The sequence below is a fragment of the Brevundimonas sp. genome (genome assembly GCF_003248455.1).
Taxonomy (GTDB): Bacteria; Pseudomonadota; Alphaproteobacteria; order Caulobacterales; family Caulobacteraceae; genus Brevundimonas.
The window spans coordinates 96,134-113,985 of the sequence record NZ_QFNM01000002.1 but is presented as its reverse complement, the minus strand read 5'-3'; the positions used below and the strand labels follow the sequence as shown (position 1 = coordinate 113,985).

Annotated in this window: 14 protein-coding genes and 1 pseudogene; 14 read left to right on the top strand and 1 reads right to left on the bottom strand. The window is 69.1% G+C overall.

The window, feature by feature from the left end:
* The first annotated feature begins 35 nt into the window (after positions 1-35).
* The 5 genes from dapF to DI624_RS01160 all read left to right on the top strand — a co-directional run bounded on the left by dapF (position 36) and on the right by DI624_RS01160 (position 5,434).
* Positions 36-866 (top strand): diaminopimelate epimerase, encoded by an 831-nt coding sequence (gene dapF, locus DI624_RS01180; RefSeq protein WP_291535535.1) that lies wholly within the window; start codon positions 36-38, stop codon positions 864-866.
* Positions 867-999: 133 nt separating this feature from the next.
* Positions 1,000-3,330: an NADP-dependent malic enzyme gene (locus DI624_RS01175; protein WP_291535534.1), complete on the top strand. Its 2,331-nt coding sequence runs from the start codon at positions 1,000-1,002 to the stop codon at positions 3,328-3,330.
* Complete coding sequence (rsmI, locus tag DI624_RS01170) at positions 3,327-4,199, top strand: 16S rRNA (cytidine(1402)-2'-O)-methyltransferase (protein ID WP_291535533.1); 873 nt, start codon at positions 3,327-3,329, stop codon at positions 4,197-4,199. Before DI624_RS01175 ends, rsmI begins: the two co-directional genes overlap by 4 nt.
* Positions 4,196-4,609: a YraN family protein gene (locus DI624_RS01165; RefSeq protein ID WP_291535532.1), complete on the top strand. Its 414-nt coding sequence runs from the start codon at positions 4,196-4,198 to the stop codon at positions 4,607-4,609. Before rsmI ends, DI624_RS01165 begins: the two co-directional genes overlap by 4 nt.
* Before the next feature lie 9 nt (positions 4,610-4,618).
* Entirely contained in the window at positions 4,619-5,434 is an 816-nt protein-coding gene (locus DI624_RS01160) for a transglutaminase family protein (RefSeq protein WP_291535531.1), read from the top strand.
* Positions 5,435-5,470: 36 nt separating this feature from the next.
* On the opposite strand, the gene DI624_RS01155 is transcribed toward DI624_RS01160, so the two are convergent.
* On the bottom strand, positions 5,471-6,727 hold the full coding sequence (locus tag DI624_RS01155) for a UbiH/UbiF/VisC/COQ6 family ubiquinone biosynthesis hydroxylase (RefSeq protein ID WP_291535530.1): 1,257 nt from the start codon (positions 6,725-6,727) through the stop codon (positions 5,471-5,473).
* Positions 6,728-6,868: 141 nt separating this feature from the next.
* Here DI624_RS01155 and DI624_RS01150 point away from each other — a divergent pair.
* The 9 genes and pseudogenes from DI624_RS01150 (at position 6,869) to DI624_RS01105 (ending at position 17,831) form a co-directional block, all read left to right on the top strand.
* Positions 6,869-9,257: pseudogene (locus tag DI624_RS01150) on the top strand (DNA translocase FtsK 4TM domain-containing protein).
* Positions 9,258-9,469: 212 nt separating this feature from the next.
* Entirely contained in the window at positions 9,470-10,147 is a 678-nt protein-coding gene (locus DI624_RS01140; protein WP_291535529.1) for an outer membrane lipoprotein carrier protein LolA, read from the top strand.
* Between the two features lie 56 nt (positions 10,148-10,203).
* Positions 10,204-10,779: a hypothetical protein gene (locus DI624_RS01135; protein ID WP_291535528.1), complete on the top strand. Its 576-nt coding sequence runs from the start codon at positions 10,204-10,206 to the stop codon at positions 10,777-10,779.
* Complete coding sequence (locus tag DI624_RS01130; RefSeq protein ID WP_291535527.1) at positions 10,776-11,459, top strand: DUF2459 domain-containing protein; 684 nt, start codon at positions 10,776-10,778, stop codon at positions 11,457-11,459. Before DI624_RS01135 ends, DI624_RS01130 begins: the two co-directional genes overlap by 4 nt.
* A 65-nt stretch (positions 11,460-11,524) precedes the next feature.
* Positions 11,525-11,977, top strand: a complete 453-nt coding sequence (rbfA, locus tag DI624_RS01125; protein ID WP_291535526.1) for a 30S ribosome-binding factor RbfA — start codon at positions 11,525-11,527, stop codon at positions 11,975-11,977.
* A gap of 145 nt (positions 11,978-12,122) precedes the next feature.
* Complete coding sequence (gene truB, locus DI624_RS01120) at positions 12,123-13,052, top strand: tRNA pseudouridine(55) synthase TruB (protein ID WP_291535525.1); 930 nt, start codon at positions 12,123-12,125, stop codon at positions 13,050-13,052.
* 80 nt (positions 13,053-13,132) lie between these two features.
* Positions 13,133-13,369, top strand: a complete 237-nt coding sequence (gene rpsO / locus DI624_RS01115) for a 30S ribosomal protein S15 (protein WP_291535524.1) — start codon at positions 13,133-13,135, stop codon at positions 13,367-13,369.
* A gap of 257 nt (positions 13,370-13,626) precedes the next feature.
* Positions 13,627-15,861 (top strand): polyribonucleotide nucleotidyltransferase, encoded by a 2,235-nt coding sequence (gene pnp / locus DI624_RS01110; protein WP_291535523.1) that lies wholly within the window; start codon positions 13,627-13,629, stop codon positions 15,859-15,861.
* 146 nt (positions 15,862-16,007) lie between these two features.
* Positions 16,008-17,831: a DUF885 family protein gene (locus DI624_RS01105; protein WP_291535522.1), complete on the top strand. Its 1,824-nt coding sequence runs from the start codon at positions 16,008-16,010 to the stop codon at positions 17,829-17,831.
* The last annotated feature ends 21 nt before the right edge of the window (positions 17,832-17,852 follow it).

Sequence of the window (17,852 nt, the reverse complement as noted above, 5' to 3'; positions counted from 1 at the left end):
TTCCGCCACGCAGGGATTGCGCCTATATGGCCTGCATGACCCGTCCTTTCGTCAAGATGAACGGCGCCGGCAACGATTTCGTCGTCGTCAATGCGCTGGAACAGCCGTTCGCTCCCGGCGACGTGCAGATTCGCGCCCTGGGCGACCGCGAGACGGGCGAAGGCTTCGATCAGCTAATCGCCATCGAGCCTTCAAGCAGCGCCGACGCCTTCATGCGGGTGTGGAACGCCGATGGCTCGATGGTCGAGACCTGCGGCAACGCCCTGCGCTGCGTCGGCTGGCTGCTGATGCAGGCCAATGGATCCGATCACGTGGTCATCGACACCGCGGCCGGCCCGACCGTCGCGACCCGCGCCGGCGATCACAAGGTGACGGTCGACATGGGCAGGCCGCGCCTGGACTGGTCCGAGGTTCCGCTGGCCGAAGCGATGGATACGCGCGGAATCGAGCTGCAGCTCGGCCCCATCGACGACCCGGTCCTGCATACGCCGGGCGCCGTCTCGATGGGCAATCCGCACGTGGTCTTCTTCACCGACCGCCAGGACGACGGCTTCGTCGTCGCCTCTGGCTCCCTGGTCGAACATCACCCGCTGTTTCCCCAAGGGGTCAATGTCGGCTTCGCGAAGGTGCTGGACCACGACCGCATCCGCCTGCGGGTGTGGGAACGGGGCGCGGGCCTGACCCGGGCGTGCGGCACCGGCGCCTGCGCCGCCCTGGTGGCTTCGGCCCGGCGCGGCCTGACCGATCGCCGGGCGACGGTGGCGGTGGACGGCGGCGAGCTGGTCATCGACTGGGACGAAGCCACCGATCACGTGCTGATGACCGGCCCCGTCGAGATCGAGCGCACGGGCGTCCTGTCGATCTGAAACCGGCGCGCGCCGCGGCGAATCGCACGGCCGGAAACGGCTCCGATGGGACCCGGCCGGTTGTCCCACCTGCCGCCGCGCTTTAGGAACAGGCAAAGCCAATCAGAACGCCGCGCCGGAAACGCCTGAATCCATGCCCGACCAGACAGAAAAACAGACCTTCTCCGACCAGGAGGCCCTGGACTTCCACCGCATCCCGACGCCAGGCAAGATCTCCATGGCGCCGACCAAGCCGATGGCGACCCAGCGCGACCTGTCGCTGGCCTATTCGCCGGGGGTGGCCGTGCCGGTGCTGGCCATCGCCGCCGACGCCGACAAGGCCTACGACTATACAGCCAAGGGCAATCTGGTCGCCGTCATCTCGAACGGCACCGCCATCCTGGGGCTGGGCAACCTGGGCCACATGGCCTCCAAGCCGGTGATGGAGGGCAAGTCGGTCCTGTTCAAGCGGTTCGCCGACGTCGACAGCTTCGATATCGAGGTCAAGACCACGGACCCGGACGAGTTCATCACCGTGGTGAAGAACATCGGCGACACCTGGGGCGGCGTCAATCTGGAGGACATCAAGTCCCCCGAATGTTTCGTCATCGAATCCGAGCTTCAGGACCTGCTGGACATTCCCGTCTTTCATGACGACCAGCATGGCACGGCCATCATCTCGACCGCCGGCCTGATCAACGCCGTCCACGTCGCCGGCAAGAAGCTGGACGAGGTCAAGGTGGTGTTGGCCGGGGCCGGGGCGGCGGGCCTGTCGTCCATCGCCCTGATGAAGGCGGCGGGCGTGAGACCTGAGAACACCGTGATCTGCGACCGCGACGGCGTGGTCTACAAGGGTCGCGAACACGGCATGGACCAGTGGAAGGCCGCCCATGCGACCGACACGCCACTGCGGACCCTGGCCGAGGCCATGGTCGGCGCCGATGTCGTGCTGGGCCTGTCGGCCAAGGGCGCGATCACCAAGGAGATGGTGGCGTCGATGGCCCCCAATCCGATCATCTTCGCCATGGCCAACCCCGATCCCGAGATCACGCCCGAGGACGTGCAGTCGGTGCGTTCGGACGCCATCATCGCCACGGGCCGCTCCGACTACGTCAACCAGGTCAACAACGTCCTGGCCTTCCCCTATCTGTTCCGGGGGGCGCTCGACGTGCGCGCGCGCCGGGTCAACCACGAAATGAAGGTCGCCTGCGCCCAGGCCCTGGCCGCCCTGGCGCGCGAGGACGTGCCGGACGAGGTCGCCGCCGCCTATCGCGGGCGCAAGCTGAAGTTCGGCCCGGACTACATCATCCCCACCCCCTTCGACCCGCGCCTGATCTGGTACATCCCGCCCTTCGTCGCCCAGGCGGCGATGGATACCGGCGTCGCCCGCGTCCAGATCGAAGACATGGACGTCTATCGCAACGCCCTGCGCTCGCGCGTCGATCCATCCGCCGCCCTGATGCAGAAGATCAACTCGGCGGTGCGCGGCGGACCGGACAAGCGCGTCGTCTTCGCCGAGGGCGAGGAGCCCGCCGTCATCCGCGCCGCCTGGGGTTTCAAACAGGCCGGTCTAGGCACGCCCGTCCTGGTCGGCCGCGAGGATCTGATCCGCCAGAACGCCGCCGAGGCGGGTCTGGACTTCGACGAACTGGACATCGAGATCACCAACGCCCGGGTATCGCCCAACAATGTCGAGGACACCGACTGGCTGTATGAAAAGCTGCAGCGCCGGGGCTATCTGCGCCGCGACGTGGCGCGGATGATCAATCAGGACCGCAACTATTTCGCCGCCACCCTGGTCGCCAAGGGACGCGCCGACGCCATGGTCGCGGGCGTGACCCGCAACTTCAACATGGCGCTGAAGGAGGTTCAGCGCGTGCTGGACGTGGACGACACCCTGATCGGGCTGTCGATCCTGCTGGCCAGGGGCCGCACCCTGTTCGTCGCCGACACCTCCATCCACGAACTGCCGGACGCCGAGGAGCTGGCCGAGATCGCCGTCAAGGCGGCCGAGACAGTGCGTCGCCTGGGCCGCAATCCCCGCGTGGCCTTCCTGTCCTATTCGACCTTCGGCAACCCCCCCGGCGACCGGGCCGAAAAGGTGCGCGAGGCCATCCGCATCCTGGACAAGAAGGGCGTCGATTTCGAATACGAGGGCGAAATGCCGCCCGAGATCGCCCTGGACCCCAAGGGCCACCCCGCCTACGCCTTCAACCGCCTGACCAAGCCGGCCAACGTCCTGGTCATGCCCGCCATCCATTCGGCCGCCATTTCGGCCAAGCTGGTCCAGGCGCTGGGCGGGGCCACGGTGATCGGCCCGCTGCTGGTCGGGCTGGAGAAGCCGGTGCAGATCGTGTCCCTGGGCGCCTCGGTCTCGGAGATCATCACCGCCGCCACCTTCGCCGCCTATGACGCCGGCCCCGCCTTCCAGGGGTCGGGCCTGACCTCCGCGCCGCGCCCGCCCGCGGCCGTGGTCGAACCTTGAGCGAACCGACGCCCTTTCCACCCGCCGCCCCCCCGCCCAGGCGGGTGGAGCCGGGCCTCTATCTGGTCGCCACCCCCATCGGGAACCTGCGCGACATGACGCTGAGGGCGCTGGACGTATTGGCCGCCGCCGACCTGGTGCTGGCCGAGGACACCCGCGTCACGGCCAAGCTGCTGTCGGCCTATGGGCTGAAAGCCAAGCTGGAACGCTGCGACGACCATGCGTCGGGGCGCGCCGCCGAACTGGCCGTCGAACGCCTGCGGGAAGGCCAGGTGGTGGCCTTGGTGTCCGACGCGGGCACGCCGCTGGTCAGCGATCCCGGCTTCGTGGTGGCCCGTGCGGTGATCGCCGAAGGCCTGCCAGTCCATCCTATCCCCGGCGCCTCCAGCCTGCTGGCCGCCCTGTGCATCGCCGGCCTGCCCGCCGACCGGGTGCTGTTCGCCGGCTTCCTGCCGCCCAGGACGGCCGGACGCACCGCCGCCCTGGAAGAACTGAAGACCCAGCGCCAGACCCTGGTCTTTTTCGAAAGCGGACCACGCCTGAGGGACAGCCTGACCGACATGGCCGCCGTCCTGGGACCACGACCCGCCGCCGTGGCGCGCGAACTGACCAAACTTTACGAGGAATGCGTGCGCGGGCCGCTGGACGAGTTGGCGGCCGATCCCCGCCTGGATGCGCCCAAGGGCGAGATCGTGGTGGTCGTGGGACCGGGCGAAGTCGAACAGGCGACCGAGGCGGATGCGGACGCCGCCCTGATCGACGCCCTACGTACGTTGTCGACCGGCGACGCGGCCTCCGAGGTCGCCAAAGCCCTGGGGCTGAACCGCAAGACGCTGTATCGCCGCGCGCTAGCGCTGAAGGGCAAGTGAAACGCCTGCCGCGCCTCGCGCCCGTCCCCCGCCCCAAGGCGGCGTGGCGGCAGGCGAAGGGCGGGGCGGCGTTCAAGGCGGGCCACGCGGCGGAATGGGTCGCCGCCTTCTGGCTGATGTCGCGCGGCTATCGAATTCTGGGGTTTCGCCTGGGGAGCCGAGCGGGCGAGATCGACCTGCTGGCCTGTCGGGGCGCGGTGCTGGCGGTCGTCGAGGTGAAACGGCGCGCGACGATCGAGGCGGCCCTGGTCGCCCTGAAGCCCGCCCAGTTCGATCGGCTGGTCGCAGCGGGCCAGGCGATCCGGCGCAATCGACCGGCCCTGCAACGGCTGGACTTGAGAATTGATATGGTGGCGCTGGCCCCCTGGCGGTTTCCGCGTCATCTTCGCGGCGTCGAACGAGGCGGTTGAAAGAAGGGCATGACGCGCGAGGAGGCCGAGCGCATCCTGACGGCGGCCGGCCAGGCCGACGACGAGGCCTTCCCCCTGCTGGAGGCCGCGATCGCCTGCGCCATCCACGATCATCCTTTGCGCGATCCCGAGCCGGCCCGCGCCCTGGCGCGAAACGCCTGCGAACGGTTGAAAGAGCGGTTGGGCGGCGAAAGCCCTGACGACGCCCTGTCCGAAACCCTGTGCGCGGACCTCAGGCTGAACGGCGATCTGATCAACTACGACCACCCCGCCAACACCGACATCATCCAGGTGGCCGAGCGGCGGCGCGGCCTGTCCGCCGCCCTGGCGGTCTTCTATCTGCACGCGGCGCGCCATGCGGGGGTCGCGGCGGCGGGGGTGGACTTCCCCGGCCATTTCATGGTCCGCGTCGAGACGGCCGAGGGGCCGGTGGCGCTGGACCCCTTCAGCCAGGGACGGCTGATCCTGCCCAGCGAACTGACCCGCCGCGCCCTTCGCGCCGGGCTGACGCCGCATGTGGCGGATCGGCTGGATATCCTGATGGCGCCGGTGACGGACCGGCAGTCGCTGATCCGGCTGCAGAACGTGCTGTTCAGCCGCGCCATCCGGGATCGGGACTATGAGGCGGCCGAACGCTCGGCGCTGCGCCGCGCCCTGCTGGACCCCGAGGACCACCGCCCCTGGCTGGACGTCGCGGCCGCGCGCGAGAAGCAGGGCGCCCTGGCCGGCTCGCTCCAGGCCCTGTCGCGCGCCCACGGCCTGGACGGCGCGGAGGAGGCCAGGCGGTTCACGACGTTCGAACGGGTCCGGCTGCAACTGAACTGAACACAAGCGTCCTCCCCGATCGGGAAGTGAGAACGCCTAGACCACCGCCTCGCCGCGCAGCAGCCGCGGCAGATCGCCTGTCGCCCCGCCGGCTTCCTGCATGAAGGCGCGGCGCAGGGGACCGATGCGATTGACCGCAGCGAGCCCAAGGTCGCGCGCCAGCCGGATCGGGGCGATGTCGTTCGAGAACAGCCGCACGAAGGCGTCGAACCCGGCCGCCAGGGCCGCATTGTCGAACCGGCGCCAGCGGGCGTAACGCTCCAGCACCGTCTCGGCCCCGATGTCTTCGCCCAGGCGGGCGGCCTCGGCCAGCACCTCGGCCAGGGCGGCGGCGTCCTTCAGCCCCATGTTCAGCCCTTGGCCCGCGACCGGATGCACCCCGTGGGCGGCGTCTCCGATCAGGGCGATGCGCGGCGCGACAAGCCTTTCGGCCAGGCTGAGCGACAAGGGATAGACGAAGCGCGGCCCCTCGACCGTCGCCCCGTCCAGGAAATCTCCGAACCGGCGCATCAGATGGGACTGGAACGCGGCGTCCGAGGCCGTGCGCAGGGCCTCGGCCCGCCGCGTCGTCTCGGTCCAGACCAGGCTGGCGCGCTGGTCGGTCAGAGGCAGGATGGCGAAGGGGCCGCCGGGCAGGAAATATTCGTGGGCGACATCGCCGTGGTCGCGGCCCAGCCGCACCGTGGCCACCACGCCGCTCTGGCCATAGCCCCAGCCGATAGTGTCGATGCCAGCGGCCCGCCGCACGATGGAGCCGCGCCCTTCCGCGCCGACCACCAGGGGCGCGGTCAGGACCGATCCGTCAGCCAGGATCACGGTCGCCCTGCCCGCCTCGGCGGCGACGCGGGCGACGGACGCCGGCGCCCGAACGTCGATCCCGGCCCTCGTCACCGCCGCGGCCAGGGCGGCGCGGATGCGGCGGTTCTCGACCATATAGCCCAGCGGCTCGCCGCCGGTGCGGCCGCCGATCTCCTCGGCGTCGAAGCGCAGAAAGGCGGGCGAGGCGGACCGGCTGGCGGCGCCCGGACGGCGGCCGTCCGTCACCAGAATATGATCCATCCGGCAGGCGTGGGGCCGCAGCGCTTCTCCCAGCCCCAAGGCGTCCAGCATGCGGAAGGTCGAAAAGGCGATGGCGGTCGAGCGCCCGTCGAAGGTCGGGGCCAGTTGGGCGTCGAACGGCTGGGGGTCGATCATGACCGCCTTCAGCCCGCCCTGCGCCGCCGCCAGGGCGAAGGCCGCCCCGGTCAGGCCGGCGCCGGCGATGACGATGTCGTAGCGTTCGATCTCAGCCATGACAGGCTTGTCGCGCCCGGCGCGCGAAAGGTCCAGAGGAAGTCGTCTTCGCTTCGCCCGGCCAAGCTGGTAAACAGCCCTTTAACCTTGCAGGTGCGACAAGGGCGGTCGAACCTCAGCCGCCCGGAAGGCTCGCCCTTCATGTCCACCGCCCTCGCCGTCGGCCGTCAGGCCTGGATCAGCGCCCGCATCCTTTGGGATGCGCCCTTCGTCGTGCGGTTCAGGGGGGTGGTGCAGGCCCTTCTGGCGACCCTGCTGCTGATCGCCTTGGCGTCGTGGAACCCGGCGGACCCCAGCCTGAACGCGGCCTCCAGCCTGCCGACGACCAACTGGCTAGGCGGCGACGGGGCGCTGTTCGCAGACCTGTTCATGCAGTCGCTGGGACTGGCCGCCTGGCCGGCCGCGCTGCTGCTGACCGCCTTCGGCCTGGCGCGCGCCGTGGGCGACGCCATCCAGCAACGGCTGAAGCCGACGCCGCTGAAGGCCCTGGCCGCGACCGGGGGAACCCTGGCCCTTTCGGGCGCCCTGGCGGCGCTGGCGGCGCCGGCGGCCTGGCCCCTGGCGGCGGGATTGGGCGGCCTGTGGGGCGACGGCCTGACCGGGCTGACAGCCCGGGCCATCGGGACCCTGCATGTTCCCGGCGCGCGCATCGTCGCCGGCCTGATCTTCCTGGTCGCCGGCCTTTGGCTGGTCGGCTTCGCCATCGGCCTGAGGGCCATGGACTTCCTGGACGCCCTGCACTGGGGACGGTCGCTGAAGGCGCCCGCGCCGCGCGCGCCCGCCAAGCCTGCCCGTGACAAGGCCCCGCCCAGGGCGCGGCCTCCGCGCGCCGCCCCGGCCCAGGACGCCCCGTCGCCCATCGCGGCGGAGACGCCCGCCGACCTTGGCCCTCGCACCGCCTATGACGACCTGCCGCCGTGGGAGGACGAGGCCGCGTCCCCGCCGCCCAGCGCCGCGCGCGCCGCAGGCGCCCGCCCGATCGAACCGCGCGTCGCGGCGGTCAAGGCGCCCAAGGCCCGAAAAGACGACCTGGACCAGCAGGCCTTCGACTTCACCCGACCCGAGGGCGATTTCGACCTGCCGCCGCTCGGCATCCTGACCAAGCCGGCCCAGCGCGTCGGTTCGGTGGACGAGGATTCGCTGAAACAGAACGCCAAGATGCTGGAAGGAGTGCTGCAGGAGTTCGGCGTGCGCGGCGTGATCGACCAGATACGCCCCGGCCCTGTCGTCACCCTGTACGAACTGGTGCCCGCGCCGGGCGTGAAGCATGGCCGCGTGGTCGCCTTGGCCGACGACATCGCCCGCTCCATGTCCGCTCGCGCCTGTCGCATCAGCGTGGTCCAGGGGCGCAACGCGATCGGCATCGAACTGCCCAACGCCAAGCGTGAGACCGTCTATCTGCGCGACCTCTTGGCCAGCGCCGAATACGACAAGAAGGGCCATCTGCTGCCCCTGGCGCTCGGCGAGACCATCGGCGGCGAGCCCTATGTCGCCGACCTGGCGCGGATGCCTCACCTGCTGATCGCGGGCACCACCGGCTCGGGCAAGTCGGTCGGGGTCAACGCCATGATCCTTTCGATCCTCTATCGCCATTCGCCGGCCGAATGCCGCTTCATCATGATCGACCCCAAGATGCTGGAGCTGTCGGTCTATGACGGCATTCCGCACCTGCTGGCCCCGGTCGTGACCGATCCGAAGAAAGCCGTCGTCGCCCTGAAATGGACGGTCCGCGAGATGGAGGATCGCTATCGCCGAATGTCCAAGCTGGGGGTGCGCAACATCGCCAGCTACAACGAGCGCGCCAAGGAAGCGCAGGCAAAAGGCGAGCATTTCGAGCGCACCGTGCAGACCGGCTTCGACGACCAGGGTCGTCCGGTCTACGAATCCGAGAAGATCCGGCCCGAGCCCCTGCCCTTCCTGGTCGTGGTCATGGACGAGATGGCCGACCTGATGCTGGTGGCGGGCAAGGACGTGGAGGGCGCCGTCCAGCGTCTGGCCCAGATGGCCCGCGCCGCCGGCATCCACCTGATCATGGCCACGCAACGCCCGTCGGTGGACGTCATCACCGGCACCATCAAGGCCAACTTCCCGACCCGCATCTCCTTCCAGGTCACGTCCAAGATCGACAGCCGCACCATCCTGGGCGAACAGGGCGGCGAGCAGTTGCTGGGCCAGGGCGACATGCTCTATATGGCCGGCGGCGGCCGCATCACCCGCCTGCACGGCCCCTTCGTCGACGACAAGGAAGTCGAGGATGTCTGCAAGCACCTGAAGGCCCAGGCCGAGCCGGATTATCTGGACCTGATCACCGACGAGCCGGACGGCGACGGCGACAACGCCTATGACGAGGGCGGCGGCGGGGGCCAAAACGGGAGTGGGGGCGACGACCTCTACGACCGCGCTGTGGCTCCAGATCGGCTACAACCGCGCCGCCTCCCTGATCGAGCGGATGGAGCAGGAAGGCGTGGTCAGCCCCGCCAACCACGCCGGCAAGCGCGACGTCCTGGCCGGTCCGCCGCCGATGGCGTGACGAGGGAGAGAAAGGAAGCTTCCCGCCACCTCGGAAGGAACAGGCCGTCCCCGCGCCCGTTTCTCTCCCCGCCGCCGGTCCAAGCTTCAGCATTTCGATGAACAAGGCTTCATCGCAGCGCCGGAATATGGTCAGGCTCGCGTCATTCCGACGCCAAGCCGACCGGGCAAGACGGCGGGATCGACAACCATCCCGAACGGGAGACGGACTTTATGACCTCGCGCACCAAGACCCTGGCCACGCCCGACCTGGACCGCCGCAGCCTGCTGTTGGGAGCCGGCCTGACGACCGGCCTGATCGCAATGGGCGCCTTCGACGCCGCCCAGGCCCAGTCGAATCTGTCGGCCGACGACCGGGCCGTGGTTCAACAGGCGCAAGGGTATCTGCAGGCCCTGACCTCGGCGCAGGGAACCTTCACCGAAACCGGCCCGAACGGCCAGACGCGCCGGGGCCGGTTCTATCTGCAGCGCCCAGGCAAGATGCGGTTCGAATATACCGACCCGGCCGGGCTTCTGGTCGTCTCTGACGGCTATAACGTCAAACGCTACGATCCGCGCCTGAACAACTTCCAGCAGGTCCCGCTGGGCCGCACGCCCCTGTCCACCTTCCTGGCGCGCAATGTACGCCTGGACCAGGGCGTCAGCATCGAGCGGGTGACGCGCATGGCGTCCGGCGCCTTCGCGATCACCGCGCGCGACGCCCGCCGCCCGAATGACGGCCAGGTCGTGCTGGCCTTCGCCGGAAATCCGATGCGGCTGCACGAATGGACCATCACCGACCCGCAGGGGGCGCGCACGCGGACCCAGCTGACCTCGCTTCAACCGGCGTCGAATCTGTCGGCCCGCCTGTTCCAGCTCAGCGATCCGACGCGCCGCCCCGGTCGGAACTGACCAGGAAGGGGGGCGGGTGATCATTCCTCAACCCCTGTCCCGCTAATATGTACGCCATGAGCGCGACCGCCCCGCCGTCCGGCGCCCCATCGCTGAAATGGACCGCGGGCGCGGGGGCGGGCGCCTTCAGCCTGTTCCTGCTGGGCGCCGTGGTGGTCGAGCCGGCCCTGCACAGAGCGATCACGCCCGGCGATGCGCCGATCCGAGCCCAGGGTCAGGTCCAGGGTCAGGGGCAGGTCGTCACGGGCGAGCCTGTCGTCGCCGGCCGCTATGCGTCGGCCGGGTCGGAGACGCAGGCGCCCCTGGCGATCCACGCCGAGGGCGGCGTCCTGACGGTGGAGGGCGCGGGGGCATTGACCACGGCGCCGCATCGGCTGGTGAGGGCCGGCGACAAGGCCAGCGACGCCCGGACCTTCGCCCGGGTGATGGGGACCCCGGCCGCCGCCCAGATCGAAATCCGAAGGGTCACGGACGACCGGGACAGCCGGCTTTGCGGCGGCCAGGCCGTCGGCTGGCTGGGCCTGGCGGTGCGACGCGACGGCTTCGTCCTGATGCCGGTGCGCCAGGGGCCGCCGCCGGGCGCGCTGACGAACGACGAGCGTCTCTGCGCCGCCAGGGACTTCAGCCGATGATGAGAACCCTGATCCTGGCGGCCATAATCGGGGCTGCGACCGCGCTTCTGACCTGGACCCGGCCGGGCGCCCCCGCGACGCACACCGCCGACGCCGTGGCGATTCAGGTGCTGGACAACGGCTTCCACACCGATTTGGCCGTGCCGCGCGCCGCACTGATGCGACGCGGCGGGCCGCTGGCCCAGGCGACGGCAGGCCTGGCGCCCGGCGACTGGATTTTGATCGGCTGGGGCGACGCGCGTTTCTATGTGGACCAGAGCCCGATCTCGGATCGGTTGCCTGACGGCGCCCGCGCCTTCTTCCGACCCGGCAACGCTTCGGTCGTCATGCTGGACCCGCGCAGCGATCCGGGCGCGGCCCATGCCGGCGATGTCGCGCGCCTGACCCTGACGCGGGCGCAGTTCGATGGGCTGGCGGACCGGATCGAACAGTCCCTGGCCCTGACCGACGGCAGGCCCCGCATCGTGGCGGCCCGTCCCGGCGACGACGCCCGCTTCTTCGCCAGCCGCGAGACCTTTTCCATTCTGCACCTGTGCAATCACTGGACGGCCGGGGTGTTGAACGCGGCGGGCGTGCCGGTCCGTCCGGTGCGGTCGATCGCCTCGGCGGAGGTGGTGCGGTCCGTGCGGGCGGCGGCGGTCCGGGACCGAAAACTGGACATGAGCGCGCCGCGCGCCTAGACCGCCCGACTTTCGCCTACCCAGCCGGGTCCGAGCCCCGGCGGGCGAACAAGAAGGAGCGGCCCATGGCCCACAAGCAACATACCCGCAACGCATCCGGCCCGTCCGGCCCCAGCCAGCGCCAGCTGCGCGCGGGCGAACTGATCCGTCACGCCCTGGTCGACATCCTGCGCGAAGAGGACATTCACGACGCGGCTCTGGCCGGCGTGTCCGTCACCGTGACCGAAGTCAGGCTGTCGCCCGACCTGAAGCACGCCACCTGTTTCGTCGAACCCCTGGGCGCCGGGGTCGAAGCGGCTGCGACCAGCGGCCACGAGGGCGAAATCATCAAGGCGCTGAACGCCCACGCCAAATTCCTGCGCGGCCAGCTTGGCCGCCGGCTGGACATGAAGTTCACCCCCGACCTGCGCTTCCGCCACGACGAAAGCTTCGACGCCGCCAGCCACATCGACCGCCTGTTCGACGACCCCCGCGTCCGCGCGGACCTGGAGCGTCGCGACGACGAGGGCGAAGACTGATGCTGGCGATCCTCCCCCGTCCTTCACGGGGGAGGGGGACCGCGCGCAGCGTGGTGGAGGGGGCGACCCCAGACACCGGCCTTGCGTCCGCCCCCTCCACCACTTCGTGGTCCCCCTCCCCCGCTTCGCAGGGGAAAATCTGAGTATGGCCCGCAAGAAGAAGGGCGACATCGTCGACGGCTGGGTCTGCCTGGACAAGCCGTTCGAGATGGGATCAACCGAGGCCGTCAGCCGCATCCGCCGCCTGTTCAACGCCCAGAAGGCCGGGCACGCGGGGACGCTGGACCCGCTGGCCAGCGGCATCCTGCCCATTGCTCTTGGAGAAGCCACCAAGACCGTGCCGATGATGATGGAGGCGCAGAAGGTTTATCGCTTCACCATCAACTGGGGCGTCTCGACCGACAGTGTGGACCGCGAGGGCGAGATCATCGGCCGCTCCGACGTGCGTCCTACGGTCGATCAGGTGAAGGCCGCCCTGCCCGCCTTCGTCGGCGAGATCGACCAGACGCCGCCGCGCTTTTCAGCCGTCAAGGTGGACGGCGCCCGCGCCTATGATCTGGCGCGCGACGGGATCGATTTCGAACTGCAGGCCCGCCGCGTGACCATCCATTCGGCCGAGGTGACGGATGCGCCGGACGCCGACCATGTCGAGATCCGCATCCTGACCGGCAAGGGCGTCTATGTCCGTTCGCTGGCCCGTGACCTGGCCCTAACGCTGGGCGCGGAAGGCCATGTGTCGGCCCTGCGCCGCGAGCAGGTCGGGCCGTTCAGCGCGCAAAACGCCGTCACTCTGGATTCTCTGGAGGAAATGGTGCATAGGGGCGCCGCCTCGGAAGGCTTGCTTGCCGTCGCGACCGCCCTGGACGACATCCCGGAGCTGGCCGTGTCGGACCAGGACGCCTTCTCGCTTCGGCAGGGACGCCCGATCGTTCTGCTCCCCCGTCAGGTGGAAACCCTAAAGGCCCGTCTTTCCGACGGCGCGCGGACGGTTTCAGCCTTTCAGGGCCAGACCCTCGTCGCGCTGTGTCAGTTGCGGGCCGGCCGGCTAGAACCCGACCGCGTTTTCAACCTCTAGGCCCGCGCCATCCGGCAAGGGCCGAGACCCCACGGCCTCAAGTAGCGCGAAGCGCGATAGGCCAAGAAAGGACTCTTTCGATGTCGGTTACTGCTGAACGCGCCGGCGACACCGGCTCGGCCGAGGTTCAGGTCGCGATCCTGTCGGAACGCATCGCCAACCTCACCGAACACTTCAAGACCCACAAGAAGGACAACCACTCGCGTCGTGGCCTTCTGAAGATGGTGTCGCAACGTCGCCGCCTGCTCGACCACCTGAACAAGGTCGACGCCGGTCGCTATCAGGCGCTCATCGCCAAGCTGGGCCTGCGTCGCTAAGGCGCCGGACGAATTTGAATATCGCTTTCGAGGCGCGGGCGGTCACGTCCGCGCCTCGTTGTGTACCTAAGGACTGCCGCGCGCCTCGGACTTAAGGCGCAGACGCGAGGGCCGAGCGGTCCTCAACCGGGTTGTTCGCGATGGCGCGGCGATCCACGGACCTCGGGACTGCACGCCCCGCGCTCCACCCAATGATGGGACCCCAATTCTGGGGAAACCTGGGCGGAATACGCCGCCTGGGATACGAAAGACGAGATATGTTCGACATCAAACGCAAGACCATCGAGTGGGCCGGACGCCCGCTGACCCTGGAGACGGGCCGCATCGCCCGTCAGGCCGACGGCGCCGTGCTGGCGACCTATGGCGAGACCGTGGTCCTGGCCACCGTCGTCTATGGCCGCGCGCCCAAGCCCGGCCTGGACTTCTTCCCCCTGACCGTCAACTACCAGGAAAAGACCTTCGCCGCCGGCAAGATTCCGGGCGGCTACTTCAAGCGTGAAGGCCGTCCGTCGGAGAAGGAGACTCTGGTCTCGCGCCTGATCGACCGCCCGATCCGCCCGCTGTTCGTCAAGGGCTTCAAGAACGAGACCCAGGTCGTCGTCACCGTGCTGCAGCACGACATGGAGAACGACCCGGACGTCCTGGGCATGGTCGCCGCCTCGGCCGCCCTGACCATCTCGGGCGTGCCCTTCATGGGGCCCATCGGCGCCGCGCGCGTCGGCCTGATCGACGGCGAGCTGGTGCTGAACCCCGCCATCGACCTGATCCCGTCCTCGGACCTGGACCTGGTGGTCGCCGGCACGCAAGACGCCCTGATGATGGTCGAATCCGAAGCCAAGGAGCTGTCGGAAGAGAAGATGCTTGAGGCCCTCATGTTCGCGCATGCGGGCATGCAGCCGGTGATCGACGCCATCATCGAACTGGCCGAGCACGCCGCCAAGGAGCCGTTCGACTTCCAGGCCGAAGACCATTCCGACGTCGTCGCCTCGATCAAGTCGCTGGTCGGCGAGGACATCAAGGCCGCCTACACCCACCCCGGCAAGTATGAGCGCCGCTCGGGCGTCGATGCGGCCAAGAAGACCGCCGCCGCCGCCCTGGTGAAGACCGACGAGAACCCGGACGGCGTCGACGGCTCCAAGTTCTCGGCCGCCTTCAAGGAATGCGAGGCCGAGGTCCTGCGTCGCGACATCATCGAGAACGGCCACCGCGTCGACGGCCGCGCCCTGGACAAGGTCCGCGCCATCGTGTCGGAAGTCGGCGTCCTGCCGCGCACCCACGGCTCGGCCCTGTTCACGCGCGGGGAAACCCAGGCCCTGGTCGTCGCCACCCTGGGCACCGGCGAGGACGAGCAGTACATCGACAGCCTGACCGGCACCTACAAGGAATCCTTCCTGCTGCACTACAACTTCCCCCCCTATTCGGTGGGTGAAGCGGGCCGCATGGGTTCGCCCGGCCGCCGCGAAATCGGCCACGGCAAGCTGGCCTGGCGCGCGATCCGTCCGATGCTGCCGTCCAGGGAGGACTTCCCCTACACCATCCGCCTGGTGTCGGAGATCACCGAGTCGAACGGCTCGTCCTCGATGGCCACGGTCTGCGGCTCGTCGCTGGCCCTGATGGACGCCGGCGTGCCGCTGGTCCGTCCGGTCTCGGGCATCGCCATGGGCCTGATCCTGGAGCCGTCGGGCGAGTTCGCCATCCTGTCCGACATCCTGGGTGACGAAGATCACCTGGGCGACATGGACTTCAAGGTCGCAGGCACCCGCGAAGGCATCACCTCGCTGCAGATGGACATCAAGGTCCCCGGCATCACCGAGGAGATCATGAGACAGGCCATCGCCCAGGCCTCGGCCGGCCGCCTGCACATCCTGGACGAGATGGACAAGGCCATGGAGGCGCCGCGCGCCGAGCTGGGCGAGTTCGCGCCCAAGATCGAATCCATCAAGATCGCGGTGGACAAGATCCGCGAAGTGATCGGTTCGGGCGGCAAGGTCATCCGCGAAATCGTGGAAAAGACCGGCGCCAAGATCGACATCGGCGACGACGGCGCCATCAAGATCGCCGCCAACGACCAGGAGAAGATCGACGCCGCCAAGGCCTGGATCCAGTCCATCGCCTCCGAACCGGAAGTCGGGACCATCTACACCGGCAAGGTCGTGAAGGTCGTGGATTTCGGCGCCTTCGTGAACTTCTTCGGCGCCAAGGACGGCCTGGTCCACGTGTCCCAGATCGCCCTGGAGCGCGTCGCCAACCCGGCCGACGTCCTGTCCGAAGGCCAGGAGGTCAAGGTCAAGTTCCTGGGCTTCGACGATCGCGGCAAGACCAAGCTGTCGATGAAGGTCGTCGATCAGGAGACCGGCGAGGACATCACCGACAAGATCAACGCCGAGCGCGCCGAGCGCGGCGAAGCCCCGCTGTCGGACGATACCGGCGGTCGTCCCAAGCGCGAGGGCGGCGATCGCGGCGGCGACCGCGGCCGTCGTCGTCGCGACTAAGCGACGACCTCAAGCCTGATGCGAAGGAAGGCCCGGCGGAGCGATCCGCCGGGCTTTTTTCTTCGTCGCGCGCACCCCGGAGCGATTTCGCTTGCCGCGCCCGTCCACGCGGTTTCCATTATCAGCTCATCCGTGGGGAAAACGTCATGCTGGATCGCCGCCGCCTTCTTCAATCCGCCGCCCTGGGCGCGGGCCTCGCCGCCGTCGGAGGCGCCGCCTTCGCCCGGCCAGAAGGGGGTTCGGCGGACGACGCCCTCAAGGCCTTCATGGACAAGGCGTTCGAGGAGACGCTGGACCGGTCGCCCGAGGTCGTGACCATGTTCGGCCTGGACAAGGGGCCGCGGGCCGGCGCCAAGTCGCGGCTGACCGTGCCGACCCGCGCCGAGGAGGAAGCCCAGCGCGCCTTCGTTCTCCGCCAGGCCGCCGACCTCGGCCGCATCGACCGGGGCGCCCTGTCGCCGCGCGACCTGAACTATTACGACAGCATCAAGGACAATCTGGACGGGGTCATCGCCACCTACGCCATCCCCTATGGCCAGGGCGGCTGGCCCAACCCGTATCGCGTCAGCCAGCAGGGCGGCGCCTATCAGTCCACGCCGGACTTCCTGGCCAACCAGCACACCATCGAGACGGCGGCGGACGCCGACGCCTATGTGGCGCGTGTCGACGCCTTCGCCGACGTCCTGGCGGCCGAGACCGACAGGCTGAAGGAAGACTACGCCCTGGGCGTCGTGCCTCCCGACTTCATCCTGGCCAAGGCGATCCGACAGCAGGAGGGTTTCCTGGCGACGCCCGCGGCGACCTCGCCCCTGACCCAGTCGGTCGTGGAGCGCACCCAGGCCAAGGGACTGACCGGCGACTGGGGCGCCCAGGTCCAGCGGCTGATCGAGACGCGGGTTTATCCGGCCCTGGCCGCACAGGCCGCCGTGCTGAAGGCGGCCCAGCCGAATGCGACGCACGAGGCCTCGGTGCGGCGCCTGCCGCAGGGCGAGCAATATTACGCCAACAGCCTGCGCTACATCACCACCACCCAACTGACCGCCGACGAAATCCATCGCACCGGCGTCGAACAGATGGCCGAACTGACCGCGCGCGCCGACGGCCTGCTGAAGGCGCAAGGGTTGACCCAGGGCTCGGTCGCCGAGCGGATCAAGGCCATGGGGGACGACCCCAAATACGTCTATCCGAACACCGACGCCGGCAAGGCCGAACTGATCGCCAAGCTGAACGCCCAGATGGCGGACATGCAGGGACGCCTGCCCGATGCCTTCGGCCGCCTGCCCAAGGCCAAGGTCGAGATCAAGCGGGTTCCGCCCGAGATCGAGGCCGGGGCGCCGATGGGCTATTACAACTCGCCCAGCCTGGATGGGACGCGGCCCGGCATCTATTGGATCAATTTGAAGGACACGGCGGAGTGGCCGTCCTGGTCCTTGCCGACCCTGACCTATCACGAGGCGACGCCGGGCCACCACCTGCAGATCAGCCTGCAGCAGGAGAGCGAATCCGCCCCGCTGCTGATGAACCTTCTGGGCTTCTCCTCCTATGTCGAGGGCTGGGGCCTGTACGCCGAACAGCTGGCGGACGAACTGGGCGCCTATGAGAACGATCCGGCGGGCCAGATCGGCTATCTGCAGTCGCTGATGTTCCGCGCCGCGCGCCTGGTGGTGGACACCGGCATCCACGCCAAGGGCTGGAGCCGCGAACAGGGCATCCGCTACATGATGGAGGCCTATGGCGATCAGGAAGGGGCGGCGACGTCCGAGGTCGAACGCTATTGCGGCTGGCCGGGCCAGGCCTGCGCCTACAAGGTCGGGCACAACGAATGGGTGCGCCTGCGCGAACAGGCCAAGACGACCCTGGGGCCGCGGTTCGACATCAAGGGCTTCCACGACACAGCCCTGGCCGCCGGCGGCGTGCCCTTGTCGGTGCTGGACCGGATCGTCGCGGCCTGGGTTCAAGCCCAGGCCTGAGGCGCGGGCCGCAGCGCAGGG

What these genes read in the sequence shown, in the direction of transcription:
- dapF (WP_291535535.1), top strand. Translation starts at nt 36, where the DNA reads ATGACCCGTCCTTTCGTCAAGATGAACGGCGCCGGCAACGATTTCGTC.
- DI624_RS01175 (WP_291535534.1), top strand. Translation starts at nt 1,000, where the DNA reads ATGCCCGACCAGACAGAAAAACAGACCTTCTCCGACCAGGAGGCCCTG.
- DI624_RS01160 (WP_291535531.1), top strand. Translation starts at nt 4,619, where the DNA reads ATGACGCGCGAGGAGGCCGAGCGCATCCTGACGGCGGCCGGCCAGGCC.
- DI624_RS01155 (WP_291535530.1), bottom strand. Translation starts at nt 6,727, where the DNA reads ATGGCTGAGATCGAACGCTACGACATCGTCATCGCCGGCGCCGGCCTG.
- DI624_RS01140 (WP_291535529.1), top strand. Translation starts at nt 9,470, where the DNA reads ATGACCTCGCGCACCAAGACCCTGGCCACGCCCGACCTGGACCGCCGC.
- DI624_RS01135 (WP_291535528.1), top strand. Translation starts at nt 10,204, where the DNA reads ATGAGCGCGACCGCCCCGCCGTCCGGCGCCCCATCGCTGAAATGGACC.
- DI624_RS01130 (WP_291535527.1), top strand. Translation starts at nt 10,776, where the DNA reads ATGATGAGAACCCTGATCCTGGCGGCCATAATCGGGGCTGCGACCGCG.
- rbfA (WP_291535526.1), top strand. Translation starts at nt 11,525, where the DNA reads ATGGCCCACAAGCAACATACCCGCAACGCATCCGGCCCGTCCGGCCCC.
- truB (WP_291535525.1), top strand. Translation starts at nt 12,123, where the DNA reads ATGGCCCGCAAGAAGAAGGGCGACATCGTCGACGGCTGGGTCTGCCTG.
- rpsO (WP_291535524.1), top strand. Translation starts at nt 13,133, where the DNA reads ATGTCGGTTACTGCTGAACGCGCCGGCGACACCGGCTCGGCCGAGGTT.
- pnp (WP_291535523.1), top strand. Translation starts at nt 13,627, where the DNA reads ATGTTCGACATCAAACGCAAGACCATCGAGTGGGCCGGACGCCCGCTG.
- DI624_RS01105 (WP_291535522.1), top strand. Translation starts at nt 16,008, where the DNA reads ATGCTGGATCGCCGCCGCCTTCTTCAATCCGCCGCCCTGGGCGCGGGC.